The 26,925-nt window shown below is 43.7% G+C and carries 23 protein-coding genes and 1 pseudogene; 9 read left to right on the top strand and 15 right to left on the bottom strand.

Annotated elements, in window-relative coordinates; genetic code table 11:
• Positions 1-13: 13 nt before the first annotated feature.
• The 7 genes from atpA to AB8613_RS23300 form a co-directional block, all read right to left on the bottom strand.
• Positions 14-1,555, bottom strand: a complete 1,542-nt coding sequence (atpA, locus tag AB8613_RS23330; protein WP_372385146.1) for a F0F1 ATP synthase subunit alpha — start codon at positions 1,553-1,555, stop codon at positions 14-16.
• 9 nt (positions 1,556-1,564) lie between these two features.
• Positions 1,565-2,116 (bottom strand): F0F1 ATP synthase subunit delta, encoded by a 552-nt coding sequence (locus AB8613_RS23325; RefSeq protein WP_372385145.1) that lies wholly within the window; start codon positions 2,114-2,116, stop codon positions 1,565-1,567.
• Between the two features lie 11 nt (positions 2,117-2,127).
• Entirely contained in the window at positions 2,128-2,598 is a 471-nt protein-coding gene (locus AB8613_RS23320) for a F0F1 ATP synthase subunit B (protein WP_086713780.1), read from the bottom strand.
• 55 nt (positions 2,599-2,653) lie between these two features.
• Complete coding sequence (gene atpE, locus AB8613_RS23315; RefSeq protein WP_004730405.1) at positions 2,654-2,890, bottom strand: F0F1 ATP synthase subunit C; 237 nt, start codon at positions 2,888-2,890, stop codon at positions 2,654-2,656.
• A gap of 47 nt (positions 2,891-2,937) precedes the next feature.
• Entirely contained in the window at positions 2,938-3,708 is a 771-nt protein-coding gene (gene atpB, locus AB8613_RS23310; protein WP_048608583.1) for a F0F1 ATP synthase subunit A, read from the bottom strand.
• Position 3,709: 1 nt separating this feature from the next.
• Entirely contained in the window at positions 3,710-4,111 is a 402-nt protein-coding gene (locus AB8613_RS23305) for an ATP synthase subunit I (protein WP_048608582.1), read from the bottom strand.
• A 718-nt stretch (positions 4,112-4,829) separates the two neighbouring features.
• Positions 4,830-5,711 carry a LysR family transcriptional regulator gene (locus AB8613_RS23300; protein WP_146490164.1) on the bottom strand — a complete coding sequence of 294 codons (882 nt, stop codon included), beginning with the start codon at positions 5,709-5,711 and terminating at the stop codon, positions 4,830-4,832.
• Between the two features lie 157 nt (positions 5,712-5,868).
• Between AB8613_RS23300 and AB8613_RS23295 the strand changes: the two genes are divergently transcribed.
• The 7 genes and pseudogenes from AB8613_RS23295 to AB8613_RS23265 all read left to right on the top strand — a co-directional run bounded on the left by AB8613_RS23295 (position 5,869) and on the right by AB8613_RS23265 (position 15,396).
• The gene (locus tag AB8613_RS23295) at positions 5,869-6,267 is read left to right on the top strand and encodes a RidA family protein (RefSeq protein ID WP_004741170.1); all 399 of its coding nucleotides are present in this window, start codon (positions 5,869-5,871) and stop codon (positions 6,265-6,267) included.
• Between the two features lie 199 nt (positions 6,268-6,466).
• The gene (locus AB8613_RS23290; protein WP_327784368.1) at positions 6,467-7,927 is read left to right on the top strand and encodes an aldehyde dehydrogenase family protein; all 1,461 of its coding nucleotides are present in this window, start codon (positions 6,467-6,469) and stop codon (positions 7,925-7,927) included.
• A gap of 209 nt (positions 7,928-8,136) precedes the next feature.
• Positions 8,137-9,132: a membrane dipeptidase gene (locus AB8613_RS23285; protein ID WP_371714437.1), complete on the top strand. Its 996-nt coding sequence runs from the start codon at positions 8,137-8,139 to the stop codon at positions 9,130-9,132.
• Between the two features lie 230 nt (positions 9,133-9,362).
• A complete protein-coding gene (locus tag AB8613_RS23280) occupies positions 9,363-10,970 on the top strand; it encodes a BCCT family transporter (RefSeq protein WP_372385144.1) in 1,608 nt (535 codons plus the stop codon).
• Between the two features lie 242 nt (positions 10,971-11,212).
• Positions 11,213-13,017: pseudogene (locus AB8613_RS23275) on the top strand (hypothetical protein).
• On the top strand, positions 13,014-13,751 hold the full coding sequence (locus AB8613_RS23270) for a DUF3726 domain-containing protein (RefSeq protein ID WP_048660319.1): 738 nt from the start codon (positions 13,014-13,016) through the stop codon (positions 13,749-13,751). Before AB8613_RS23275 ends, AB8613_RS23270 begins: the two are co-directional and overlap by 4 nt.
• A 352-nt stretch (positions 13,752-14,103) precedes the next feature.
• Positions 14,104-15,396, top strand: a complete 1,293-nt coding sequence (locus tag AB8613_RS23265) for an alpha/beta fold hydrolase (protein WP_372385143.1) — start codon at positions 14,104-14,106, stop codon at positions 15,394-15,396.
• A gap of 108 nt (positions 15,397-15,504) precedes the next feature.
• Here the strand turns inward: AB8613_RS23265 and AB8613_RS23260 are convergent, their stop codons facing one another.
• The 6 genes from AB8613_RS23260 to AB8613_RS23235 all read right to left on the bottom strand — a co-directional run bounded on the left by AB8613_RS23260 (position 15,505) and on the right by AB8613_RS23235 (position 21,009).
• A complete protein-coding gene (locus AB8613_RS23260; protein WP_004730424.1) occupies positions 15,505-15,687 on the bottom strand; it encodes a hypothetical protein in 183 nt (60 codons plus the stop codon).
• A gap of 244 nt (positions 15,688-15,931) precedes the next feature.
• On the bottom strand, positions 15,932-16,159 hold the full coding sequence (locus AB8613_RS23255) for a PAS factor family protein (protein WP_285954594.1): 228 nt from the start codon (positions 16,157-16,159) through the stop codon (positions 15,932-15,934).
• Between the two features lie 227 nt (positions 16,160-16,386).
• Positions 16,387-18,543 (bottom strand): c-type cytochrome, encoded by a 2,157-nt coding sequence (locus tag AB8613_RS23250; RefSeq protein ID WP_372385142.1) that lies wholly within the window; start codon positions 18,541-18,543, stop codon positions 16,387-16,389.
• Complete coding sequence (locus tag AB8613_RS23245; RefSeq protein WP_146490171.1) at positions 18,540-19,154, bottom strand: cbb3-type cytochrome c oxidase subunit II; 615 nt, start codon at positions 19,152-19,154, stop codon at positions 18,540-18,542. Before AB8613_RS23245 ends, AB8613_RS23250 begins: the two co-directional genes overlap by 4 nt.
• A complete protein-coding gene (gene ccoN / locus AB8613_RS23240; protein WP_239718953.1) occupies positions 19,155-20,579 on the bottom strand; it encodes a cytochrome-c oxidase, cbb3-type subunit I in 1,425 nt (474 codons plus the stop codon).
• A 43-nt stretch (positions 20,580-20,622) separates the two neighbouring features.
• Positions 20,623-21,009, bottom strand: coding sequence for a cytochrome c (locus AB8613_RS23235; RefSeq protein ID WP_146490173.1), 387 nt, complete (start codon positions 21,007-21,009; stop codon positions 20,623-20,625).
• 433 nt (positions 21,010-21,442) lie between these two features.
• Between AB8613_RS23235 and AB8613_RS23230 the strand changes: the two genes are divergently transcribed.
• Both AB8613_RS23230 and AB8613_RS23225 read left to right on the top strand, forming a co-directional pair.
• The gene (locus AB8613_RS23230) at positions 21,443-21,898 is read left to right on the top strand and encodes a hypothetical protein (RefSeq protein ID WP_239718955.1); all 456 of its coding nucleotides are present in this window, start codon (positions 21,443-21,445) and stop codon (positions 21,896-21,898) included.
• A gap of 9 nt (positions 21,899-21,907) precedes the next feature.
• Positions 21,908-22,933, top strand: a complete 1,026-nt coding sequence (locus AB8613_RS23225) for a diguanylate cyclase domain-containing protein (protein WP_239718956.1) — start codon at positions 21,908-21,910, stop codon at positions 22,931-22,933.
• Between the two features lie 221 nt (positions 22,934-23,154).
• Here AB8613_RS23225 and AB8613_RS23220 read toward each other — a convergent pair whose 3' ends face one another.
• A complete protein-coding gene (locus AB8613_RS23220; RefSeq protein ID WP_285954590.1) occupies positions 23,155-25,584 on the bottom strand; it encodes a bifunctional diguanylate cyclase/phosphodiesterase in 2,430 nt (809 codons plus the stop codon).
• A gap of 3 nt (positions 25,585-25,587) precedes the next feature.
• Positions 25,588-26,619, bottom strand: a complete 1,032-nt coding sequence (locus tag AB8613_RS23215) for a PotD/PotF family extracellular solute-binding protein (protein ID WP_239718958.1) — start codon at positions 26,617-26,619, stop codon at positions 25,588-25,590.
• Between the last annotated feature and the right edge of the window lie 306 nt (positions 26,620-26,925).

The following is a 26,925-nucleotide window of genomic DNA, read 5'->3' as shown; positions in this document are numbered from 1 at the left end:
CAAACCGGAGCACTTACCAAGCTTTCATGCCAACAAAACCATCTAGAATCTCTTTAAGAGCACTCTCGATGTTGTCGTTGTAATCGCCAGTCGCGTTAATTTTGTCGAATAATGCTGGGTTTTGACCTTTGGCGTAAGCGATCAGCTCTTCTTCAAAACGGGCTATGTTGTTTAGTTCAACACCCGCGAGATAGCCTTTCTCTGCTGCGTAAATAACCGTTGCTTGCTCAGCGACCGACATAGGAGAGTATTGCTTTTGTTTCATTAATTCGGTTACACGCTCACCATGGTCGAGTTGTTTTCGGGTCATCTCATCTAAATCAGAAGAGAACTGAGCGAATGCCGCTAGCTCGCGGTATTGAGCTAATGAAGTACGGATACCACCAGACAATTTCTTGATGATCTTGCACTGTGCTGCACCACCCACACGAGATACTGAGATCCCCGGATCGACTGCAGGACGTAGACCTGAGTTAAACAATTGGGTTTGTAGGAAAACCTGACCGTCAGTGATTGAGATTACGTTGGTTGGTACGAACGCAGACACGTCCCCCGCTTGAGTTTCAATGATAGGAAGCGCGGTTAATGAGCCAGTTTGGCCTTTAACTTCACCGTTAGTGAACTTTTCTACATACTCTGCATTCACTCTTGCTGCACGTTCTAGTAGGCGTGAGTGAAGGTAGAATACGTCGCCAGGGAAGGCTTCACGACCCGGTGGGCGTTTAAGTAGCAATGAGATTTGACGGTACGCTACCGCTTGTTTGGATAGATCATCATAAATGATCAGTGCATCTTCACCGCGGTCACGGAAGTATTCACCCATGGTGCAACCCGCGTAGGGTGCTAGGTATTGCAGCGCTGCTGATTCTGATGCAGATGCAACAACCACGATGGTGTTTTTAAGTGCATCGTGCTCTTCGAGCTTGCGAACAACGTTAGCGATGGTTGATGCTTTCTGACCAATTGCCACATACACGCATTTGATGCCAGAATCTTTTTGGTTGATGATCGCATCGATTGCCAAAGCGGTTTTACCTGTCTGACGGTCACCGATGATCAGCTCACGTTGACCACGACCAATAGGTACCATGGTATCTACAGCTTTATAGCCGGTCTGAATTGGCTGGTCCACAGACTTACGTTCAATTACCCCTGGTGCAATGACTTCTACTGGGTCAAGACGCTCACAACTTATTGGGCCTTTACCATCAATCGGTTCACCTAAGGTGTTCACTACACGTCCCAGAAGTCCGTTACCGACAGGTACTTCTAAGATGCGACCCGTGCCTTTCACTTTCATGCCTTCAGAAAGGTCAATGTAAGGACCCATTACCACCGCGCCAACAGAGTGGGTGTCTAGGTTAAGTGCAAGTGCGTACTTGCCACCTGGTAGCTCGATCATCTCGCCTTGCATGACATCAGCAAGGCCATTGATTGTGATGATGCCATCACGAACCGATACGATAGTGCCTTCGTTGCGAGCTTCGGTGCTCACATTAAATTTCGAGATGCGTTCTTTGATTAGATCGCTGATTTCATTTGAATTTAATTGCATAATTGTTACCTATCTCGCGTGAAGTTGATGAGCCAATCGGTCAATTGATGTGTTTAACGAACCATCGATCACGGTTTCACCCGCCTTGATGACCATTCCACCCACTAGCGTGTCATCAATAACCTGCTTCATTTCAACCTGACGCTCTAATTTCTTCTCAAGTGCAGCTGTTAATGACGTAACTTGATCTTGTGTCAGTATTTCTGAACTGGTGACAGTGACAGGCACTACACGTTCATGTTCGTCCTTGAGCTCGCAGAACAATTCAAACAGGTCTCTTACAACAGAAAGGCGGCCGTTCTCGGCCAAGACTCGAATGAGATTAATGACGTGGTCATCAACGAGGCCTTGGCAAATACGAATGATGAGGTTTGCCAACTCTTCGGTTTGTTGTGTAGGAGCACCTTCTGCAGACGAAATCTGACTAGCGATTGTTTCTTCTTCCGCGACAGCCACAAGAATGGACAGCATTGAGTGCCACTCTTGTAACTGGTTCTCACCTAAAGCAAATTCAAACGATGCTTTGGCGTAGGGATGAGCAATATTGGTGTAATCTGACATATTGCCTCTCCTTAGAGTTCGCTAATCATTTGGTCAACCAGCGCGCGGTTCGTTGCAGAATCTAGATTTTTGCTAATCAATTTCTGTGCACTTTGAATCACTGCGTCTGCCATATCCGCCTGAAGTTCACGGCGTATCTTTTGGCGTTCGCCTTCTAGCTCAGCTCTACCTTGTTCTAAGATGCGTGCCTTTTCTTGTTCGGCTTCTTGTTGCGCTAAGCTGATGATTTCGTTGCGGCGTTTTCGGCCTTGTTCAATCAGTTCAGTCACATTCTTTCTTGCATCTTCGATGAGTTGTGCGCCATTGGATTTTGCTAGTTCTAGCTCTTTCGCAGCGTTCTCTGAGTGGCGTAAACCATCAGCGATTTCTTTTTGGCGCTCGTCTAACATCGCGGTGAGAGGGGGCCATACATATTTCATGCAGAGCCAAACAAAAATCACGAATGAGATTGCTTGTCCAAACATGCTTGCATTTAAGTTCATACCTTCCTCACTAAATCTTGATTATGTATAAATCGATCTTTTCAAAGCTGTTTGATTAAGCCACAGCGAAGATGATGTATAGACCGATACCAACGCCGATCATCGGTACAGCATCCACAAGACCCATCATGATGAAGAATTGAGTACGAAGCATTGGAGTTAGGTCTGGTTGACGCGCAACACCTTCAAGGTATTTACCTGCTAAGTTACCAATACCAGATGCTGCACCTGCTGCACCTAAACCGATCAGTAATGCACCTGCTACATATAAAACTGCGCTTACGATATCCATTTGTATCTCCGATAAATAATTTGTTAGTTAATTTTTGTAGTTATTAATTAGTGGTGTTCTTCTGTTGCCATTCCTAAATAAACAACGGTCAGTACCATAAATATAAATGCTTGTAAGAATACGATTAATATGTGGAATAAGGCCCAAGGTACACTCAGTGCCCACTGCATCCACCAAGGCATTAGTGCAATAAGGATGAATATCATCTCGCCTGCATACATATTTCCGAATAATCGTAAACCTAGTGATATTGGCTTTGAAATTAATGTTATTAATTCAAGAACTAAGTTAACAGGATATAAAAGAGGGTTATCAAATGGCTGAGTAGTTAGCTCTTTGATAAAGCCTTTCAAACCTTTATTTTTAAATGTATAGGTTAACAGTAGAATAAAAACACCGAGTGCCATCGACATTGGTATATTTACGTCTGCTGTTGGTAGGTCTCTAAAGTGCTCTAGACCTACAGCTCGGGTTAACCCCGGGATTAAATCAATGGGTAATAGGTCGACTGCATTCATTAACAACACCCAAACAAAAGTGGTTAATGCCAGTGGTCCTATTAATTTATCTTCTGCTTGAAAAATTTCTTTGACGAGATTATTAACGAAGTCAAAGACAAGCTCGATAAAACATTGAAAACGACCTGGAACGCCGCTAGTGCCACGAGTGGCTACATACCGAAATGCACCGATGAAAAGTAAACCTGTAATCCAAGATACCAACATCGAGTCAATGTTAAACGCCCAGAACCCATCACCTGTAGTTAAGAAGGTTAAGTGATGCTCTATGTATTCGTGAGCGGTAGTGACTTGATCCATACTACGCGTACTCCGATCTATTAGAGGCGGTAATAAATGGTGTTAAGAAGTATCCAACCATAGTAAATATGTACGCATATAATATTACTGGGTTATCCAGTTTGAAGAACTGGAATGCCAAGATAAACATTAAAAACGTATATGTTATTTTTACGACACGACTCATTTGCATTAAGTCACGTAAACTATAGTTAGGGTTCTTACGCACCTTTAGGCTTGCATATATAAATCCAAACAGCGGTGGCAACATCGCAATTACGATGCCCAAAGCTGATGATTCCATATCTACTTTATTACCAAAAAACACTTCATATAAAACTACACCGATGGCTAATACTATTTGGCAGAGAACAACTCTTTTAGCGGCAACAAGGATGTCGCTACTAATCCCATTAAGCCTCATAATAAAACCTTATGTTAAACAGTGTAAGTTAATATAAAACACAGTTTAAATTTAACTTGTTACTACATTTCACTTGTTAATAACACTTGATTTGCTTTAAAGAAAAACCCTTGCTGGTTTTATATCTCCTGACGAAATGAAACGAATTAAACTAATTCGCTATCGTTTCGACAAAATATAAATTACGCCTAAAATTATGTGATCAAAACGACAAATATTGATATCAATAATTCCATTTTTGAAATGAGAGTTTTTCATTTATGAAAGTAATCGTTTTATTACTTTATTCATGAATATTTAAGATGCTTTATCCATATGGAAAAGAGGGACTTTTGGGAAGGGTTCTGCGAGCGAAATTATCAACTTATGATCTTATCAATTAAGACTATTCAAACACTTAGGCTCATTTGTAAGCTGAATTGCCAAGTGTGGTTTGAGAGAGATTACGCTTGTTTGAGGCAAGGATGGAAGGTTTCGTTTGTCTGGGATATTAAACGTACGTCGCTCCTTATCAATAAACGAATATTTTTTATATTGTTGTCACTTTGTCATTATTTGCGTACGCGAGCGTGAAAATTCAGCGCCTAAATGTTGATGTTATAGGAGTGATGGTGATTATTGGGTGTGTGAGAAGCATGGTTGGGAGAAGAGACACCGAGTTTTGAGGAAGTAAATGGCAGCAAAGTGCTGCCTAATTTACTTAATCTAGGCTCTCTTATTACTCTTCATAACTGAGGTATTGAACACATAAGTCATGGAAAGCCTGTGCTTGTGGTGAGATCGTACGATCAGACAATCTGAAAATACCAATTTGTCGTTGCAAGGGCGGGTCAATTAATGGAATCCACACTAAGCGGGTTTCGTTGGTTGGGAAAGCCAGTTTAGGTAGCGTAGTTACGCCTATTCCGAGCTCTAACACCGAAAACAGCGAGGTAATGTTCTCTACTGAATACAAAGCTTGTTCGCTGAGCATGCGTGCGGGTGTTGGGTCAAGTAGGGTACAAGTCCCGTTACGAATGAAGGGTTGTTTTAACAATGTTTGCCATTCGATTCCTTCCCGTTGAGAGGCAATAGGATTGTCTTTTAGGCACACCACACCGATCGGATCAGAAAGCAAAGGCGTGAAGTCGATGTTCTCTTCTTCTAAATGGGAGCTATTACCGAGGGCAACATCCACCTCTCCAGAGAGTAATCTTGCTTCTACACCTGCCGCATTATCATCAATCAAACTCACTTCTACATTTGGGTACTGTTCACAAAAAGCCCCTAAAACACTAGGGATTAGTTTTGCGGCTACCGAAGGCACGCTTGCTATTCGAACTCTTCCTTGTTGTCCAGCCGCCGCTGCGCGTAGGTCATTGTCTAATGCTTTGTAAACATTCAAGAATTGAATGATTTTTGGCAAGCATATTTCTCCAAAAGGCGTCAGTGTCGATTTGTTGCCTGTTTCAAACAGAGGTTGGCCGAGTATTTTTTCCAGCTCTTTTATCGATGTAGAAAGTGCCGCTTGCGAGCGATTTGCTCGGTGAGATGCTGCTCGAAATCCCCCTTCTTCGACCACTAAAACAAAATGTTTTAACTGTTGTAGCTTAATACTCATGGCACTGATCCTTCTCTAGCCCTTGCTATACCTTACTTTTTGAAAGGTGATAGATTTTATTTATCAAATGCACAAAATTTACCGTTAGATTTATCAGTCGTCAAGGTGCAGTATTTAACCATCTTGAAACATAGTTGTTACAAAGTTGGATGGAATCGTGAACGCACAAACTAAAAAACACCCAGTAAAAACCGCTCTTTTTGCTTCAAAAGCACCACTAGAGTGGGCAATCGTAAATAACGGCACTCTATACACCGCGCAGATTCCAATTGATGAAACGGGCGCAGTAGTAGAAGGCGGTATCGAAGCGCAAACGCGTCAGACTTTTAACAACCTTGTTCATACGTTGGAGTGTGCAGGCGAATCTATGGATTCCGTGCTGCAAGTTCTGATTTACGTGACAGACCGTGAATATCTAAAAACGGTCAACAGCGTATACGGAGAATACTTCAATGCACCTTATCCAAACCGTGCTGCGGTCGTCGTTGCAGGGTTAGCAAGAGAAGAGATGTTAGTCGAGTTTGTGGTTTATGCATCGGCGTCTCAACCTGAATAATTCGACTGTGAACTAAGGCTATTTGCGGATCAAAACTCTTTTGAATTAAAGCGGTTTATTGATACAAGCGATCGGGTTTACTTTAGATACAAAATGTACGACTTATTTTAGCAATTAATTACCTGAATATTAACAGTTTATTAATTAACCAGATGGTTGCCAGACTCAACCGCAACCTAACCGTTACAAGGACAGAATGATGACTCAATTACAGAATGTTCAAGCAGAAAATGCACTTTACATCGGCGGCGAATGGCAAGCGGGTGTAAGTACCGTTGCGAACATTAACCCATCAGATATTTCTGAAAACATCGGTAACTTTGCACAAGCAAGTGCGGAACAAGTTCAACAAGCGATTTCAGCGGCGAAGCACGCTCAACCAGAGTGGGAAAAAACGCCGATTGAACGCAAGCAAGCGGTGCTTCAAGCGATTGGTGATGAGTTGATTGCACGTTGTGATGAGCTAGGCACGCTTCTTTCTCGTGAAGAAGGTAAGCCTTTTCCTGAAGGTCGTGGTGAGATTTACCGTGCTGGTCAGTTCTTCCAATACTTTGCGGCTGAAGTGCTTCGTCAAATTGGTGACAACGCGGATTCAGTACGCCCAGGCGTTTCTGTAGAAGTGACTCGTGAAGCGGTAGGCGTTATCGGCATCATCTCTCCTTGGAACTTCCCGACAGCAACGGCTGCTTGGAAAATTGCTCCTGCATTGGCTTTCGGTAACAGCGTTATCTGGAAACCAGCAAACCTAACACCAGCAAGTGCGGTTGCGCTTACTGAGATCATCCACCGCCAAGGTATCCCTGCAGGTACGTTTAACCTTGTACTAGGTAGCGGTTCAACGGTAGGTGATGCACTGATCAACTCTAAAGAAGTGAACGGTGTGAGCTTTACTGGTTCTGTTGATACAGGTCGTAAGGTTGCAGCTGCTACAGCGCCAAACTTCGTTCGTTGCCAACTAGAAATGGGCAGTAAGAACGCACTTGTGGTTGCTGATGATGCTGATATCCAAACAGCTGTTGATGCGACTATCGCAGGTTCGTTCTCTGGTGCGGGTCAAAAATGTACAGCATCTTCTCGTCTAGTGGTTATGGATGGCATTCACGACCAATACGTTGAAGCACTGATCAAACGTATGAGCGAACTGAAAGTCGGTCACGCACTAGAAGACGGCGTGTTCATGGGGCCTGTTGTTGACGGCAACCAACTTGAAGCAAACCTAGGTTGGGTTGAGAAAGCACGTCAAAGCGGCGGTGAGCTAGCATTTGGTGGCGAACGCCTAAGCATGAAACACGAAGGTTTCTACATGTCTCCAACGCTGTTCTTGAACACTAAGAACGATTGGGAAGTGAACCAAGAAGAAGTGTTTGCACCAATGGCAAGTGTGATTCGTGTTGCTGACCTAGAAGAGGCTATCGCGACAACCAACGATACTCGCTTTGGTCTAACGGGCGGCATCATCACTCAGAGCCTACGTACTAGCGCGATGTTCAAGCAACAAGCGCAAACCGGTTGTGTGATGGTGAACCTACCAACAGCAGGCACGGATTACCACGTACCGTTTGGTGGCCGTAAAGAGTCTAGCTTCGGTCCTCGTGAGCAAGGTCAATACGCGAAAGAGTTCTACACAGTAGTGAAGACAGCTTACCAGCGTCCTTACTAATCCACTTTCTAAATAAGAATTGGATAGCTGAAGATATTAACTTCCTAGCTATCCAGCTATCGAATTGGCCTGATTCACAGAGTCAGGCCAACATTAAAACCAAAGCAGCAACGAACTTATATAAGTGATTTAACCCATTTTTGAAAACATGTTATTTGAGCGTGTTTTCAAAACCGAGCTAGAACACTGAGCTTTCAATAGGAGTGGTTATGTACCAGCAACGGATTGTTATAGATGGATTGCAATACTGCAATTGGAACAGAGAGTATTTCCAAACACTAAAGGCGAGCGGCATTACAGCAGTTCACGCTACCGCGGTTTACCACGAGACAGCTCGTGAAACCTTATCTCGCTTTGCAGAGTGGAACTTAAGATTCGAGCAGAACGCAGACCTTATCATGCCGATTCACTCAATGGCTGATGTAGAGGCTGCAAAAGCGACTGGCAAAGTCGGCATTTTCCTTGGTGCTCAAAACTGTTCTCCAATCGACGATGAGATTGGTCTTATCGAGGTGATGCGTAAGCAAGGTCTTTTGATCATGCAATTGACGTACAACAACCAGAGCTTATTGGCGACGGGTTGCTACGAAAAGAACGACACCGGTATTACTCGCTTTGGTAAACAAGCTATCGAAGAGATGAACCGAGTGGGCATGATCATCGATATGTCTCACAGTGCCGAGCGTTCAACGCTTGAGGCGATTGACTTGTCTTCTCGTCCTATTTGTATCAGCCATGCGAACCCAACGTTTGCTCATGATGCGCTACGAAACAAATCAAATGATGTGATTAAAGCCCTAACTGCACGCGGTGGCTTAATCGGATTCAGCTTATACCCATTTCACCTACCAAACGGCAGCCAATGTACGTTGGAAGACTTCTGCCAAATGGTTGCGACTACCGCTGACATGGTCGGCGTAGAGCACCTCGGTATTGGTAGTGACCTATGCTTAAACCAACCTCAAGCCGTTCTTGAATGGATGAGAAATGGTCGTTGGTCTAAAGCAATGGACTATGGCGAAGGCTCTGCGAACAACTCAGGTTGGCCAGATGCGTTGCCTTGGTTCTGCGGTAGTGCGGGTATGGAAAACATATATAACGGATTGATGCGTCATGGTTTCAGCGAGTCTGAAGCTGGGCAAGTCTTGGGAGAAAACTGGTTTAACTTCTTGAAAGATGGCCTAGAGCCTCAAACCAAGGGTTAATGGTTTCTCGCGAGCCATCATCGAATTAGCAGCCTTGTAACAAACGTTCAATGAGCAAGTGCTGCTTACACCAATTTCACTATTCAAAAGGAACAACGGTCTATTTCGCAACGCGGTAACCCAAACATGGATTAGCCTGCCCAACACAAAAAACAATAGGGCAGGTGTTAAATACACCCTTGTAGTCATCATTCAAATGACAGCTGCAAAGAAACCTCTGGAGTCAGAGTATGTCTGATTTAACCAATAGCGTGAAATCTTCTAGCTTAAATGCGGGTCAAGCACACACAGCAATTAATGCAAAAAGCAACACAAACGAGTCTGAGTCTACGTCAGACAAATTAGGACTATCCAACCCAGCACTTTGGTACAGCGGCGGTTTTATCGCTCTGTTCGTGGCACTTGCTCTATTTGATGGCGAGCTGTTATCAAGCCTAGTAAATGCGGGCTTTGCATGGTCTGTAAAAGTATTTGGTCCTTACTGGCAAATGCTTCTTCTTCTGACTTTTCTTATTGGTCTTGGCTTAGCTGCAGGGCGAACAGGCAAGGTTATCCTAGGCGGCATCGCTAAACCGGAAATGGATGGTTTCCGTTGGATGGCTATCATCTTCTGTACGCTACTTGCAGGCGGTGGTGTATTTTGGGCCGCAGCAGAGCCTATCGCTCACTACGTTAGCCCACCACCATTGTATGGCGCGCAAGAAAATGCGCAGCAAGGCGCGGTGAATGCTTTATCGCAATCATTCATGCACTGGGGTTTCCTAGCATGGGCTATTGTGGGTAGCTTAACGTCTATAGTAGTTATGCACCTTCACTACGACAAAGGCTTACCGCTTAAACCTCGTATTCTGCTTTACCCTGTATTAGGAGAGCGTGCTCTGAAAGGCCACACCGGTGCACTGATTGATGCATGTTGTATTGTCGCAGTAGCGGCGGGCACCATTGGTCCTATCGGTTTCCTAGGCTTGCAAGTGAGTTATGCACTGAACACGCTGTTTGATATTCCAGATGGCTTCACAACGCAGTTGATCATCATCCTGTTCGCTATCGTTCTATACACATTATCGGCATTAAGTGGTCTTAACCGCGGAATGCAAATGCTAAGCCGTTACAACGTAATTTTGGCAATGGCATTGATGGTCTACATCCTGATCTTCGGCCCAACAAACTTCATCTTCAATGGCTACATCCAAGGTGTAGGCAGCATGATTGATAACTTCATCCCAATGGCAACATACCGTGGTGACGAAGGTTGGTTGAGCTGGTGGACAGTGTTCTTCTGGGGTTGGTTCTTAGGTTACGGCCCAATGATGGCTATCTTCATCGCTCGTATTTCACGCGGTCGTAGTATTCGCCAATTGGTATCAACGATTAGCCTTATCGCACCGTTTGTAACTTGTTTCTGGTTCACAATTGTTGGCGGCTCTGGCCTTGCGTTTGAGATTGCAGATCCGGGCAGCGTAAGTAAGGCGTTCGAAGGCTTTAACTTACCAGGTGCGCTACTGGCGGTAACTCAGCAGCTACCAATGCCAATGCTTATCTCAATTCTGTTCTTGATCTTAACCACGATCTTCATCGTAACGACTGGTGACTCAATGACTTACACCATCAGTGTGGTGATCAGTGGTGAGACAGAACCGAATGCAATTATTCGTACCTTTTGGGGGGTGATGATGGGGGTAACAGCGTTAATTCTGATTTCCCTAGGAGCCGGCGGTATTTCAGCGCTGCAATCGTTCATTGTTATCACCGCGGTACCGGTGTCCTTAATCTTGCTGCCATCACTTTGGAATGCGCCTCAAATCGCAATCAAGATGGCAAAAGAGCAGGGACTCTAAAGATAAAGCTCTGTAAGAAAGAGCTCTGTAAAACAAGAAACTGATTAAATAAGAACAAATCAGCCTTTGAAAGAAGGCTGATGCAAGATTCCGAAAGGAACAGAAAAACCGTACTGGTGAAGATACACCGGGCGGCACGTATTTAGGTCAATCGATCTAGTCAGGACAAATAATAAGGGGTGAGTTCGCTTGCCTCAAAAAACGTGAAAGCTAACCAACATACTGTCGCAACAATGCTTCAAATGACGGCAACGATCGGTTCTGAATGGCTAGCAAAACCCTTATAACTACAAAGGTGGTGAGCAAAATGGATGCACATCGTTCTACCTACACTGAATCAGCACTACGTGACGCAACGGTCGTCATGGCACCGGAAAGGCTAGGTGCAATGCACCAAACACGCATCAGCTTCGTAAGAACTCTGATTCGTAAAATGGCACAACAGCAATGGAAAGTGACTAAGCATGAGTGGCAACTAGACACTCAAGGTTTTGGTCATGTTATCTATAAGCTAGAGACGCCAAATCATGTTTATCATTTGGTTGTCTTCTGCGATGAGATTGCAGACGACGAACGAAATGACCGTGTAATTGCTGAAAAGTGGGACGTAACGTTTGCTCTTGTTCTTGGTGATGTTGATGTCACCCTACTTGAGAGACTTCGTGCGAATGTACCGCTACAAGAAGCAGGCCGTAACCCTAACAATGTGCTTGTTTTAGCGCGTGCAAACAAAAGTGTACGTGTGTTTGAACATATCGTTAGTCACTTGGCTAAAGGTGTTCAACCAACACCAAAAGAGCTGGCTGAAGTGGGTTACATCCTGCGAACGACAGCGGTATACGGCAATGGAAAATTTGGAATTGCTGACTTTAAAGTCTTAGAGAAAAATGAAGATTTTAATCAGTCGTTTAGTGCGCAAATGTGTGCGGTTTATATGCTGCGTGAGTTCAGCCTAGATTGGGTTCATTACCTAGCGGAGCAACAAGGCGGAGAACAGGCGATTACCTTGCACAGAGGTTTACAACGCTACCTAGGTGTGGGTAATGCTACTGGTTTAGGCATGGCGCCATATTTGATTAACCACCCAAGTATTGTCGATCAATGGATGACTACTCGTGAACATGCATTAGCTGACGTGTTAGCTAGTCACACGGATACCGCATTGATTGAACCGTTGCGCGTTTTAATGAACAAAGCCGTTTGCCATCTAGAGCAAGTGGTCACCATTAATGAAACCCAGCAAGAGTTAAACAAAGCGGCGGTTGATGACCTTAAAAAGGCTGAGCAATCGCTTGAAGCGTCTGTCAGCCAATGTGATACGTGGGCGCAGTTAGTTGAACAATCTAAGCACATGAGTATGGAAGCCCAAGAAATCCTTATCTCATGCTTGATGGAATTGTACCCAGAATTAGTGGACGCCTATCAAGAGCATATGAATTGCAGCGAAACACTGTCGCTTCCTAGTGGCAAAAAGATTCAAGACCTTCTTGTTGTATTAGAAGAAAAGTACCGTTGGGCGATCACGACTGATTTTACCAAAGCACAGAACAACTACTGGTTTTGGTATCGCTCTCAAGACAAAGAAGAGCCAAGGCTTGGAGTGCGAGGTGAGGAGCTAGGTGAAGAGCGTGAACTGCCGTTGGATATAGGTCGTCAAGCTTACCGTTTGTACCATGCTTTATTGCAGTTTGCGCCAGAGCTTTCATTAGCTGAGTTCCTTGTTAAGCAACCTCAGCACCGTGCGATAGCTCGTCGTGTATGGACGCTAGGCAACAAGGCGATGGGCGACATTCAAATGAATGTGCTGCATCAAGATTCGCCACCAATGCATTTACTGCGTTGCAAGCTTGCGATGTTTGGCGCGACTAAGTTTGATCCTCGCTCAGACCGTTGGGTACGAGTGACGTTTTTCCAAGGTGCACCACTGCTTGATGAAATTCATCAGGACGAATGGGTGTTCCCAGTCTTACCAAGTGAAGCGGAGCTTGCTGACTCTCAAAAATCTACTACACACATCAACGCTCAACATGGAGGTAAATCGTTATGATCGTTTCTCACAATGAACTGGTAGCGGCCGTCAATAAAGCCTTTCTGGGTATGCGTCGTACATGTGGTGAAGCCGATGTGATAGCGAACATGGTGGCAGATTTACAAATGGTCGGTTTGGATGGTGTTCGTCATTTTAACAATGCGAGCAACTTCATTGGGCTAGAAGACGATTGCCCAGTGGACATTCAAGTGCTTAGTGATAACACGGTTGAAGTTGATCTGCACAAGGCAAGTTTGGCGTGCCACCTTCCAGTGGTGATGGATTACGCGATTGAAAAAATGGTCGGCAAGAAGACGTTGAAAATTGAGCTCAACAACTGTCATAACCGCTGGCTAGCGTATAGCGAGCTTGTGAAACTGGCCGCGAAAGGCATCGCGTGTACTGCACGTTGGGACAACGGATCCAACCCTAAGAGCACTTTGTATGTGCTCAACCGTGGTTGCGTTGCACCAGAACTGTTTTTATCAGATTTGCCTCTGGCATCGGACGATCATATCCACAATATGACCATCGAGCTTTCCGTCCAGGATTTCGATATCGAACGTTTGTCAGATGGCTACCAAACACACATTGAATCGGAAGCGCTTTTTAAAACTCAAGAGAAGGCGTGGAATGAAGGCATTGAAGTTGACGATGGAGAGTGGGGCGCGTTGAAAGAAACGGCGACGGCTATCCTTGTTGAAAACAGCCAACGTTCAATTCAAGGTGCAGGTGAACTAGAAGCTTCTTAGCTATAAGTTATAGAAACTAAGCCTATAAAGCCTGAGCTTATTGAACTTAAAAGCATCATCTACAACAGATAAAACCAAAGAGCTTAACGTATCCTCACCTCGTTAAGCTCTTTTTATTTGTGCCGCATTTTTATTCTTCCTCTCAATAGATCAAACCTTAAACTCTCTGTTTTGACACAAGTTGTTACGCGTTGAAGGTAAATTAAGCGATTAGATGAAGCACCTTCACATTCATGTTAAACAAACGGTTTCTTTTACAAGCCACTATGCGTATCTTGCTAACTAAAGGTGCCGATGGGCGCCGTTTTTATTCGTACCGATGACTTTAGAATCAGATAAAAAGGAATGAAGCGTGCAAGCTAACTTTATTGATGGAACCACCCTGTATCGTCAGCACTCTTTTGAGTTGCCACTCGATTACCAAGCAAAAGATGGACAACAGATCCAAGTCTTCGCACGCGAGCTGGTTGATCTCGCTAAAGATGCGCAAGAGCTGCCGTGGTTGATCTACTTTCAAGGCGGCCCGGGTTTTCCTTCTCCACGTGTTAGCGGCCAATCAGGTTGGCTAAAGCGTGCATTGCAAAACTACCGTGTTCTGCTTCTTGATCAACGTGGTACAGGCAACAGTACGGTGATCAGTCATGAAACCTTGGCGCATTTGTCACCAGAACAACAAGTTCAGTACTTAACGCATTTCAGAGCGGACAACATCGTTCGTGACGCTGAAGCGATTCGTGAGCAGTTTGGTATTAAGCAATGGTCGACGATTGGTCAAAGCTTTGGTGGCTTCTGCACTCTGAGCTATTTGTCACTGTTCCCACAGAGCTTACAACGTTGTTACGTGACGGGCGGTATTCCTTCTATTGAGCGTGACGCTGACGATGTTTATCGTGCGACTTACAAGCGTGTAGAAGATAAAAACAAGGCCTTCTTTGCTCAGTTCCCACAAGCGCAAGCGATGTGCCGAGAGATCTCTGATTACCTGCTCAACAACGACGTTAGACTGCCAAACGGTCAGGTGTTCACGGTTGAGCAATTCCAACTTATTGGCATTAACCTTGGTGGCGGTGAAGCGAACTTGCCGATGTATTTCACACTGGAAAGTGCATTTGTTGAAGTGAACGGTAACAGACAGCTGAGCTATAGCTTCCTAAATCAAATGCAGCAAGAGCAGGGTTACTTAACTAACCCAATTTACGCAATTCTGCATGAATCGATTTACTGCCAAGGTACAGCGTCTAACTGGTCTGCACATCGAGTTCGTCAGCAGTACCCACACTTCAACTACCAATCGGGTCGTGAGTTCTGGTTTACCGGAGAAATGGTCTACCCATGGATGTTCGACCAACTAGAAACGTTGAAGCCACTGCGTGAAGCAGCCAATCTATTAGCTGAGAAATCGGATTGGGGTACTTTGTACAACGCGGAGCAGCTGAGCAAGAATACGGTTCCTATGGCGTGTGCAGTTTACGCAGATGACATGTACGTAGAACTGGATTACAGCCGCGAAACACTGACTAATATTCCAAACTCGAAAGCGTGGATTACCAACGAGTATGAGCACAATGGTTTGAGAGTGGATGGTGAACGAATCGTCGATAAGTTAATGACGATGGTTGATGCATTAGAAAACTTGCCAAAATAATTAATTTTTCCCTGCCAGAAACAAGAAAACGCTGCATCCGTGCAGCGTTTTTTTTATGTCATCGAACTATTCGATTTAAGGAACTAGGAGGGGTAGCCCTTGAAGCCATTAAGGTTGGATGACGATATCTTGATTTTCAGTGGTCGATAAGCTGGCGCGGTTCTGTTCGATAAGCTGAGCCGCATAAGAGGGAGTCACAGCTTGAATTTCGCCTTTTGAACGAATCGTTAATGCTTCCCACGCATGGTCACGATATTTGCCTGTTTGTGTATATTCAATTAGTACTCTCATGATTCTTCCATCCGATGTGTGGTTAACGTGCTACTAACATTAGCGCCATTATTGAGGTTGCACACCTGTTAAAAATGGAACATAAGATTAACCAAATGAGAATGCGAGTAACTTGAAAAAAAGGCCCTATTGCACTTATCTTACTTAACCGTACTTATCGTAACCAAGCGTACCTATTGTAAATAGCTCTCATAAAAAACGCTGCACAATGGCAGCGTTAAAGTAGAGATAGGTTGAAGATTGATTAGCTGTTTTCTAGGCCAACAATCTTTCGTGCAGACATCACTGCACTATCTAAATCGGTCAATCTACCAGCACTGGCTGGACCAAGAACTGATGAATACAAAGCCAACTGCTTCTCAAATGATAAATCTAATTGGTTATATAGATTTTGGCGGATTTGAGCGTGTTGCTGTGGCTGTGCGCTCGACAGGCCTTCCAACGTATCGTAGATGAGTGTAGTTGTATCCATAACTGTCCTTAGTACATCTTTAGAAAATTTTGCGTATTATGCACTTGGTGTCATCTTTGTTCTGCGAGATTGATCGCATTATGTGCAGCTCTTCTTAATTGTGTAATCAGTTAGTTACAATTGTGTTGTTTGGCAAAGCGTCGAAAGGGTGCGTTTAGACAAAAGAAAAGGAGACACAGTAGTCTCCCTTTGGTTTATTGCAACTCACTTTCTAAGCCATTTGTCTGTTACCGGATATTGATGGTGTTGTCTCTGCGGTCATACATGTCTGGAGTGGTATGTAAGCCACCTGCGTAACCTGCCGCTTCAAGTGTTTCTCTTACCTCACGAACATGCTCTGCGGTTACTGGTTCTTGCCTGTCTCCAAGGTACAATCGGACGAAGGTGATCAACTCAGCCAGTCTCTGATCCGATAGGACATCTTCAAAGCTTGCCATTGGCATGAAGTTTCTATCCTTGTCAAGGTAGGTCGGTTGTAAACCGCGAACAGTTACCGCAATGGTGTTGAATGGGTCGCTGTGCATGATGATACCGTTGTTCAACAGAGTAGGGGCGATAGGGTCGCGACCTTTACCATCGTCACCATGACACGCCCCACAGGTTTGACGATATGTGGCGTAGATTTCTCTGTTATACGCGGCCTCATCAAACCCTTTAGGTTGTAACGGTACTGCGTCACTAGCGATGGTGTTGTTGACGTCTCCGCTGAGAAGGTAATAAGACATCGATTCAACGTCTTCACGCGTCATCAAACTCAGACTGTTCTTTACTACGTCAGCCATACCCGCAAAAGCAGTTCCTTTGTCTGAATGACCTGTGTGTAAGAAGTCTGTGAGTATTGCTTCATCCCAACCATCGATATAGAGCTCATTGGCTGTGATATCAGGCGCATTCCAACCATCAATTAAGTTACCTTGGAAAATACGTTCTGGTATTAGAGCTTGGGCAATATTTCGTGGGGTATGGCACTCAGAACAGTGACCAAGACCTGCGACCCAATATTTGCCTTGTTGCCATTTATCGACATCATCAATTTCTCCCTTAAGTTCCTCTGGTACTTCGTAATCAATAGGGTCTGTATCCATAAAGACGATGTTCCAGCCAAGCAAACCTAGGCGAATATTGGATGGAAACATCATGCTGTTGTCATCATTGCGTCGCGGCACGGCGGTGATTGACTGCATGTATTCCCATAAATCAACCATGTCTTGGTCGGTGAGGTATTGATAAGAGGTGTAAGGCATTGCAGGGTACAGGTAACCATTCTTACCTTTACCTGCAACTAACGCGGCTCGGAAATCATCGAAGTCATAAGTCCCAATACCTTCGGTGGTGTGTGGCGTTATGTTGGTTGAATACACGGTGCCGAAAGGGGTAACAAAGGGCAGGCCGCCAGCAAAGGGTTCTCCACCTTCTGCACTATGACAAGCCACACAGTCACCGGCATAAGCGAGATATTCTCCGCGCTCAACAGATGATGCTTTCAAACTCGCGAGCCTTTGTTGCTCTACTTCACCAGCGTGTCGTATATAAGCCCCAAGCGCGAGTATTTCGTTCTCGGTGAGCTGCTTATCAAACGCAGGCATTAGGTTGTTCAAACCGTAATTGATGGTGTGCTGAATCTCTTCAATACTTCCGCCGTGAAGCCAGATATCATCGGAAAGATCAGGTACGCCAATCGCTGGATTAGCGACAGCACCATCGGCATGACAAGACGAACAGTATTTGACGAACAAGGTTTTACCGAGCTCGACTTTAATCTCCGGCACATCGGTATGACGTTGGTTGAGAGAGGCTAGATAGTAGGAGACTTTTGCCACCTCATCTGGGCGCATGATTTCACTCCAACCCGGCATAGCACCGTTCCGACCTTTAGCTATCGAATGAATCACAGCTTCATCACTGCCACCATAAAGCCATTCTTGGTCTATCAGATTGGGAAAGTGCTTTTGTCCCTGAGCATTATCTCGGTGACAAGCGGCGCAGTGAGTTTGGAACAGAATCCTACCGCTGTTCACAATCTCTGGGATCGCAGCTAATCCTTCTAACGTGGTGTCACTGGTTTGTGAAAATTGTTCGTTAAGGCTGGTGGTCGGCGAACTGAGTTTGTCGTCGCTTTGTTTCCAATCGACTAATCCTTCCCATTCGCCAAGCCCGGGGTAGAGCACTAAATAACCCGCAGACAAAAGAAATGCCACTGCATAACTGACAAATAAAAGTTTAGGTGGAGGCGCATCTTTCTCTTCAATACCATCAAAGGTGCCAATGGTGTGGTCGTGATCGGCCTTGTGATTGCTACGCCAGTATTTAACGACAACAGACACCATCAGAACAAAGAATATTAAGGTTAAGAGTACCGCCCATAGATTCCAGAATGTGCTCATTGTGATACCTCCTGTGACGTATCTTTACCCAGGCTTTGTAAATAGCGAATCAGCGCTTCACCTTTGGTTTTGCCTCTTACTTGCAAACGGGCTTCACCAATTTCTTGATCGGTATAAGGCACTCCTAAGGTACGTAACACTTCCATTTTGGCGCTGATATCATCGCCAGTCAGAGTCTGCTCAAACAGCCACGGGTAAGAGGGCATGATCGATGTCGGTACGACTTTTCGAGGATCAATTAAGTGAATAACATGCCATTGGTCAGAATACTTTCTACCTAAGTTAGTGAGGTCTGGGCCAGTACGTTTAGAGCCCCACAAGTTAGGAAACTCATAGATATCGTCTGCTTCTTGGTTCGGGCGACCATTTCGTTTCACTTCTGGCTCAAGAGGGCGAACCATTTGTGTGTGACAAACATGGCAGCCTTCACTGATGTAGATGTCTCGGCCTGCTAACTCAATAGGTGTGAGCGGCATCGCTAAACTGCCTTTGGCAATATCGTCTCCACGGACGATGCTCGGCACTACCCAAACCAATAAAGAGAAGGAGGCGACAACAACGGTAGTCAAAATCAAAATGACGATTGAATGTGTAAAGTCTTTACTCATCATTTAAGCCCCCTCATTAACGGTGTGTTTAGCGTTATGTACGGCGGGCATACGAACCGTTTTGTACAAGTTGAATGCCATTAAGAACAATCCAAGGACGAACAGCGCGCCACCAAAGAATCGTAAGAACAACCAAGGTGCTTTGAAGTCCATTGCCTCTACAAAACTGTAAATCAGTTCGCCATTTTCATTTTGAGCGAGCCACATATAACCTTCACCGATGCCTGCTACCCAAAGTGCTATCGCATAAAGAGCGACGCCTGCATGAGCGAGCCAGAAGTGCCACTTAATCAGTCGTGGCGACCAAAGATCGGTTTGGCCCCATAAGCGCGGAATGAAGTAGTAAAAGACCGCTATCCCTGACATCCCAACCCAGCCTAGTGCTGCTGAATGTACGTGACCGATAATCCATTCGGTGTTATGTGCCACCATGTTGAACCAGCGAATGGCAAGCAATGGGCCTTCAAATGTCGCCAAGCAGTAGTAAAGAATTGCTGAGAAAAAGAATAAAAGAATGTAATCGGACTTCAGCTTTTCTTTGTTTTGTAGAAGGGTCATTGCGCTATTGAACGCACCAGCCCACGAAGGGAGCCATAGGATCAACGACATCACGATTCCGATGTTCTGAATCCAGATGGGAACGGAAGAGTAAACGAGATGGTGTGTCCCGGCCCATGTGTAGAAACCGACCAAGCCCCAGAAGTGGATCACTGACAATCGGTACGAATAGATAGGTCTATCTGCCGCTTTGGGTATGAAATAGTAATTCATACCAATGATACCCGCAGTCAGTAGGAAGCCGACGGCATTATGTCCCCACCACCACTGCACTATCGCATCTTGAGCTCCTGCAAATACAGAGTAAGACTTCATCGCTAACACTGGTATCGCGAGGTTGTTGACGATGAAAATCATGGCAACGACGATGATGAAAGCAGCAAAGAACCAGTTTGCCACGAAGATATGGCTGACCTTCCGCTTTGCAAGCGTGCCAAAGAACAACACCGCATAAAGCACCCAAACCAGCACAATCATTAAGTCGATTGGCCATTCAAGCTCTGCATACTCTTTTGAGGTGGTGTGGCCTGCGGGGAGGGAAATGACCGCTAGTAAAAGAATGAATTGCCATCCCCAAAATACCATCCATGAAAGACTTTTGTTAAACAGGTCACAATGGCCCGTTCGTTGGGCAATGTACAAAGAGGTCCCCATCAAAATATTCACGACGAAGCCGTATATCACACCAGAGGTATGTAGCGGGCGCAGTCGACCAAATTGGAAATATTGGGAATCGAAGTTTAAGACTGGCCAATATAATTGCGCGGCGAGAATCACGCCGATGATCATACCTACGATCGCCCACACTAAGGATGCGACGATGAAGTACTTCACGACCTTAATGCTGTATTGCGTTGTCACTTGTTCCATAACAAGGCTCCTTGCCTAGAGGTTTTGAACCGCTGACTTAATTTTATTCGTTGACTTCATTTGAATCGCCGAGCGAGCTTGAATCATTACCCAGCATTGAATAGAAATAGGAAATATCACGGATATCTTGGTCTGAAAGCGTGTCGGCTTGTTGCTGCATGAGAATCGCTAAGCCACTGGTTCTTTCGCGTGTCTGATAATCTTTCAGTGAAGAGATCAGATATCCCACTTTTTGACCGCGTAGGTTCGGGTAGGGATCTTGTGTTGAAATGCCATCAACGCCATGACAGGTCATACACACTTTGGCTTTTTGTTTACCTAATTCGAATTGCTCTTTGTTAACTTCAGCAGAAACAGGAAACATGACCAACGTCATTACTAGGGTAGAAAGTGTCGCCATGGGGTTAAATTTTTTTATATTCAAACTCATTCTCGATTCCCTTGGTTATGAAATGAGTAAGCTTTTTAAGATCAACGCACGAGATCAACTGGTGAAGTAGAAACGACTGGAACCCGTTATTAAGTCTCTTAAAGCTGCTTACGTTCGATTAAAGGTTATGCAGCAACCAGCATTCTCGCTACTCGCAGACTCATTTTTATTGTCAACTTTATTGGCCATTACGTATTCAGTGGCTGGATTGGATTACTCAAGGTGTTTAAAAAGCAGAGATTTCTACTAGATAAACGTGAGCGAATGATTATCTGGGAAGGAGCAAAGGTTGTGTTCGCGCTGGATTATAAGGTGAAATGTTATTTAGTCAGGGTTGAGTTGTACGAATCAAAAATAAGGCAATGTCTAAGCAAGTCAAATGGCCAATATGGACTAAACTCAGGTTAGTGACTTTTTTAAAACGGAGTTTAAAATGAGAACTGCACTGTTGTTTGTACTTTCATTGTGTTCATTTTCTATTTTCGCTGCATCGCAACTCACTGTATTTGACCATCTAGGTCAAAAGCACCAGTTAAGCCGAGAACAACTGTTACAACTTCCCCAACAAGAGATTGTTACATCATTACCTTGGGTTGATGGAGAGTTGGTTTATAGCGGTGTAACTCTGCAAACAGTGCTTGAAACAATGGATTTACCTATTACATCTCAGGTAACTTTCGTGGCGTTAAACGACTATAAAATCGCGGTGCCTAAAGAAGATTTTTATGATTATCAGCCAATCATTGCGATAAAACAAAATGGAAAATTCATGTCGGTTAGAGACAAAGGACCTTATTGGTTGATATATCCTCTTTCTTCGACGCCTGATATTGATAACACAGACTTCCATGCCAAGATGATCTGGCAGATACGCGATATTCACTTATAAGGGCTTAGTATGAAAAAGCTGTTGTCATTGACTGCCATTAAAGTCGTCGTGTTATCTTTGGCTGCGGTGGTACTCACCGTTAATATTTACAGTGTCACTCGCATTAACGACATCAACAAAAGCTTTTCGACTCGACAAAATGAAGCCACCTGGTTTGTTTTCCAGTTAGTAAAGGAATATGCCAACTTTTTGATGGTGAGCCGTTCTGAAAACATTGATTATGAAGAGTTATGGCTAGCATACGATATTACGTGGAGCCGTTTTGATATATTAATTAACAGTGCCGAGTCTTCTAATTTTATTAAGTCAGCAAACTTTAAGCCTTATTTTACTGCGGAGTTTGAGAAATTTAAGAGTTTGGAAGCTTCAATTAAATTGGTTGAACGAGGAGTGCTACCGAAGGGTTCTTTACAGAAAAAGGTCGATATTTGTTACCACACACTCGTTGGTTTTATTAACGACAAGTTTCGCTTACAAAGCCCTGTGATTGAAGAAAATACTTCAATGGTTGATAAATTAGTTATCGTCCATCTAATCAGTAGCGTGTTTCTAGTTGCCATCTTGTTGATTACAGGAATTATTTTCTATGTGGATTTCTCTATTAAAAGAAAACTCTATTCTACGGATTTTATTACAGGGTTTCGTAATCGAATCTCATTGATGAAATTTGTGAAGAATAGCTACTCAAAGGATAACAACTTTGATCTCTATTTTGTCCGAATCAGAAATCTTAGCGAAATCAATCAAAAATATGGACTTGAATATGGCGACCTTGTCGTGAGTTCGGCAGCTAAGTCTTTGACCGCTAAGATACCGGAAAGCACTATTTCATTTCGCAGTAGCGGAAGCCAATTCTTATTTTTTATTCCTGACCATTTGTATGCGAGTGATGAAATTCAGGAAAGGTTCAATGATGTGCTTAGTGATTACATATCAGCGGGAAATTTAGAGTTGATGATTGACGCTGTAGTAAGGCATAAGAAAAACATAAGCTCTAAAGACATGATGGAGTTATTGACTACCATCAAGGGATAAGATTGTTTAAAAGCTTAGTTCTAATTTCTTACTCCTCATTAATATCGATGTCTCTACCTTTGACTAGGTGTACAGCCTTACATAACAATCCTTATCTGAACGTATTTTATTCGCTTCGGATGAAACTTATGTCTGTTTAATAAACGTTAATCCCAATACACCTAATGTTTATTACTGCGCTTGATTTCTGGTGGTAGCTCAGGTTAAAAATAGATTAACAATTATTTTTGGTTCAGCGCTATGATCCTTTTGTTAGGGACCGATTTTAAAATATCTTGCTGATCTAGAATTGTTTGTGGATTATGGTCACGAACAAATTCGATAAACTCAATGTAAGTTAATGGTTGGCTGAAATAATAACCCTGTATTAGATCGCAGTTGGCTTTTCGAAGGTGATGATATTGCTCGATAGATTCGACTCCTTCCCCAACAACTAAGGTGTCACAAGAGTGGCCCAAGTTAACCATGGATTCGACCATCTTACGGTCAGCTTTGTCGGTGGCGATATTGTCGATAAAGCTCTTGTCAATTTTAAGCTCATCGACAGGATAATGAAGAAGTTGGTTAAATGCTGTGTAACCCGTACCGAAGTCGTCGAGGGAAACTTTTAAACCCAAGCTTCTAATGCTCTCGATTGTCTGTACGGTCAATTTGGTGCTTTTTACATAGCTGGTTTCAGTAATTTCAATGATGATGTTGCCAGGCGGAACTTTATAACGCTCGAGTACCTTACGAATGTTGCCGGCAAAGTTGCGATTATAGAGCTCCATCGCTGATATGTTTATGGATAATGTACCTTTGTAGTTGTGAATCTCTGAGAGCTCTTTATAGCTCTTGATTGCGGTGCTGATGACCCACATGTCGAGTTTGGAGATTAAATTGCTCTTCTCCGCGACTGGAATGAACTCATCTGGCCCTGCTTTGATATCAAAAAGAGCAGGGCAACGAATCAGACATTCCGCGCCGTCGATATGCAGTGTTTGAGCATTGAAGATAGGCATAAAACGAAGTTCAAAGTTGTCACTCTCACAGCACTCCAATAGCCTTTTCTCGATAACATCATGCCTTTCAAGTGAGTGAAGCAACTCTTCGCCATAAACAATTCGGCTCTCGCCGTCACTATGATCCTTAGCATTAATCAACATCTCATCGATACATCGGTGCCATATCTCTTCAAATTTCGGGGTATCTACGGGGAGAACACCCGTTGCAATCGAGAGCCTGAAACCATAGTAATCGAGGAAAGCCGTACCCGTGAGGGTGTTGTTAATGTTCTCAATCTCTTCATTTATTGATTGATGCCCGCCTATTTCTAAGATGGCGATGAACTGGTTTCCTCCCAGCCTTGCTAAAGAATAGTCACTGCAACTAAAGCCGAAAGAGGATTGTTGGTTTTGCAACGTTTCTCTTAGTGTTTTGGCTAGACTAACGAGTACATTGTCGCCCACCTTTGCACCGTATAAATCATTGATTTTACGGAAGTCGATAATGTCCCAACATACTAGGTAACAGTGTGGGCTCATAGAGCTTTTTAAACGAACATCAAGATGTCGAATGAACGAGCGCCTATTGGCTAACTTGGTTAATTGATCAAATTCGGCTTCGAATTTCAATTCCGTCAATGAATCAATATAGGCGTTCTTGAGTCCGTCAATTTCACTTTGTCCGGATGAGCGTTTAAAGTATCTAAGTTTGAGTCCACCAATGGAGATTTCGTGTAACAAGTCTTTGAGTGGACGGACTAATTGGTAGCGTACGACCATGTGTACGATGAGCATAATAATGAATAATATCGTTAAGCCACCAAGTAAGGTCTCCTGAGCGATGAGGGATTTTTCTGGATTGAATTTCTTTTCACGAATATTAATTTGAGCGAGAAAATGTCGACTATTCATCTCAACGTTGATGCTGTCTTTAGTTTGTTTAAAGGATTTAATAACGAATTGCGTGTTGTCAATATGCTCGGTATTTGATGATGGTTCAATTAGAAGTTGCGTATTGTCATCATCGTTATATTTGGTGAGTAAATTAGAGAGTTGTTTTAATGGGCCATCTGCAATCAATATATATCGATTCAAACTCATTTTTGCGCGTTTGTCCTGGGGGAGTAAATAAGGGTCTATTGCAGCAACATAAGCGTATCTGAGTTCACCACTCACAGAGATATAAGAAAAGCCTTCGTGGGAGAGTTCATTCTTATTGATCAAAGATGTATAGATATCGAAAACTTTCTCGTAGATATTATCGGGGATTTTTAGGCCTTCAAAAGGGTCAACTCGTAAAGTAGATAGCGTTAATTGGAATTTAGGATCAACAATATAGATATTACGTTGACCAAATTGATTTACGTGACTTTGGTTTAAGACTCGAAGTACTCTTTTTTCCAATAGGGATAAGGTGGTGTAGTCTCCGGGGTTTTGAATATATCGTAAGAACTGTAAGGATGAACCAATATCTTTTACTAGTAAAGACAAGCCGAGTTGTTCGTACTCAGCCGCAACTAGGGCGGTATTTACATCGGATTGTACTTCGTCTAAATACAGGTGTTTAGTGTGGTTAGAGGCTAAGTTATAGGTAACCACTCCGCCTATTGCAAATACGAACAATAACGTAGGAATGAGTACAAAATAGAGCTTCTTCAATAATGGCATTGATTATCTCAAACTGTCGACAATACGGTTACGGATTTGAATACTATTGGGCTCGAGTTGCTCATATAGATAGCTGCGTTCTAATACCTCTTTGCTAGGGAATAGCTCCGGATCGTTTTGATACTCTTGAGTGGTCAGTACTTTTGCTTTCGAGCTTGGAGTTGCAAACCAGGAGTCCATCGCGTTTTGAGCGGCGATCTCGGGTTGAGATAAGAATAATAGAATCGTGGTCGCTTGTGGAGATAGCTCACCGTTGTTAATTGCAGCAATACATTCCAACCATAACGTAGTACCTTCGTTAGGGACAATATAAGCCCAAGAAGCATTAGGTTCCGCATCGTTCAGTACATAGCTATCGCCTGAGTAGCCGTAGGCGAGGTTGATCTCAGCGAGACGTTCAGGTTGGTGGATATAGTCAATGACGTACTCACTGCTTTCAATATGAGGCTTTTGAGCTTGCAGGGTTTTGTAAGCTACGCGAAGTTCTTGCTCGTTATTAGTGAATGGCTCAAATTCATTTGCTAACAATGCGGTACTCACCAAATCGGTTGGTTCGTAATACATACTTATGCGACCACGGCTGTTCGCGTCTGGTTCGAGAATAGCTTTCCAAGAGGTGGGAGTGCTTACTTTGTCACTTCGATATAAGATTCCCGCTGTCCCCCAAGCATAGGGGATACCATGCTCTCCACATCCTTCAACCCACCTTGAATCGATGTTGCCAGCAATGGATTGTTGTAGTTCATGAAGGTTATGAAATAGATTCTGTTGGGCTAGTGCCTTGAGCTTTACGCTTTCTATAATCACCAGCTCAAATGCGCCCCGACGTTCGCTTAATAGCACTTCATCTCTGATCGATTCGTCAGAAAAAAACTGTTGTTTCAAAGAAATGCCGTATGTGTCACTTAATTGGGTCACGACGCTGTCAGAGAGAAATTCGTCCCAATTGTAGAGATATATGTCATTCTGTTGGCCAAATGCCGTGCCAGTCAAAATGGATGATGACACAAGAACTGAAGCATAAAGTGATTTCACTGGCGGATTCCTTTCCTACTTTACCTAACTCAATCGTAGACCAAAATTTGCGACATGGTTCAAATTTATCTCTCTAATTTCACTTCAACTTTATGCATTGCATGCAGATACCCAATTCTTGCGATCCAGTTAGAACGATAAACTAGCTTTGGTTACAAGATAATTAAGTTAAATCATGGTGATATTACGCTTTAGTGAACGAAAAGCTGAAAAAGCGCTTACATGAGGCCATAGACTTCTGATTTGGATTGATGAAAACGCGTAGTCTGTCTAATTATTTGAAAATGGGCAAATAAATATGCAATT

The sequence above is a fragment of the Vibrio sp. BS-M-Sm-2 genome, from assembly GCF_041504345.1.
Classification (GTDB): domain Bacteria; phylum Pseudomonadota; class Gammaproteobacteria; order Enterobacterales; family Vibrionaceae; genus Vibrio; species Vibrio satsumensis.
Note: the sequence above shows the minus strand (reverse complement) of the source record. Positions and strands in the feature narration are given on the sequence as shown.

Bases quoted from the DNA above. Each gene is read 5' to 3' on its own strand.
- atpA (WP_372385146.1), bottom strand. From the start codon at position 1,555: ATGCAATTAAATTCAAATGAAATCAGCGATCTAATCAAAGAACGCATC.
- AB8613_RS23325 (WP_372385145.1), bottom strand. From the start codon at position 2,116: ATGTCAGATTACACCAATATTGCTCATCCCTACGCCAAAGCATCGTTT.
- AB8613_RS23320 (WP_086713780.1), bottom strand. From the start codon at position 2,598: ATGAACTTAAATGCAAGCATGTTTGGACAAGCAATCTCATTCGTGATT.
- atpE (WP_004730405.1), bottom strand. From the start codon at position 2,890: ATGGATATCGTAAGCGCAGTTTTATATGTAGCAGGTGCATTACTGATC.
- atpB (WP_048608583.1), bottom strand. From the start codon at position 3,708: ATGGATCAAGTCACTACCGCTCACGAATACATAGAGCATCACTTAACC.
- AB8613_RS23305 (WP_048608582.1), bottom strand. From the start codon at position 4,111: ATGAGGCTTAATGGGATTAGTAGCGACATCCTTGTTGCCGCTAAAAGA.
- AB8613_RS23300 (WP_146490164.1), bottom strand. From the start codon at position 5,711: ATGAGTATTAAGCTACAACAGTTAAAACATTTTGTTTTAGTGGTCGAA.
- AB8613_RS23290 (WP_327784368.1), top strand. From the start codon at position 6,467: ATGACTCAATTACAGAATGTTCAAGCAGAAAATGCACTTTACATCGGC.
- AB8613_RS23285 (WP_371714437.1), top strand. From the start codon at position 8,137: ATGTACCAGCAACGGATTGTTATAGATGGATTGCAATACTGCAATTGG.
- AB8613_RS23280 (WP_372385144.1), top strand. From the start codon at position 9,363: ATGTCTGATTTAACCAATAGCGTGAAATCTTCTAGCTTAAATGCGGGT.
- AB8613_RS23270 (WP_048660319.1), top strand. From the start codon at position 13,014: ATGATCGTTTCTCACAATGAACTGGTAGCGGCCGTCAATAAAGCCTTT.
- AB8613_RS23260 (WP_004730424.1), bottom strand. From the start codon at position 15,687: ATGAGAGTACTAATTGAATATACACAAACAGGCAAATATCGTGACCAT.
- AB8613_RS23255 (WP_285954594.1), bottom strand. From the start codon at position 16,159: ATGGATACAACTACACTCATCTACGATACGTTGGAAGGCCTGTCGAGC.
- AB8613_RS23250 (WP_372385142.1), bottom strand. From the start codon at position 18,543: ATGAGCACATTCTGGAATCTATGGGCGGTACTCTTAACCTTAATATTC.
- AB8613_RS23245 (WP_146490171.1), bottom strand. From the start codon at position 19,154: ATGATGAGTAAAGACTTTACACATTCAATCGTCATTTTGATTTTGACT.
- ccoN (WP_239718953.1), bottom strand. From the start codon at position 20,579: ATGGAACAAGTGACAACGCAATACAGCATTAAGGTCGTGAAGTACTTC.
- AB8613_RS23235 (WP_146490173.1), bottom strand. From the start codon at position 21,009: ATGAGTTTGAATATAAAAAAATTTAACCCCATGGCGACACTTTCTACC.
- AB8613_RS23230 (WP_239718955.1), top strand. From the start codon at position 21,443: ATGAGAACTGCACTGTTGTTTGTACTTTCATTGTGTTCATTTTCTATT.
- AB8613_RS23225 (WP_239718956.1), top strand. From the start codon at position 21,908: ATGAAAAAGCTGTTGTCATTGACTGCCATTAAAGTCGTCGTGTTATCT.
- AB8613_RS23220 (WP_285954590.1), bottom strand. From the start codon at position 25,584: ATGCCATTATTGAAGAAGCTCTATTTTGTACTCATTCCTACGTTATTG.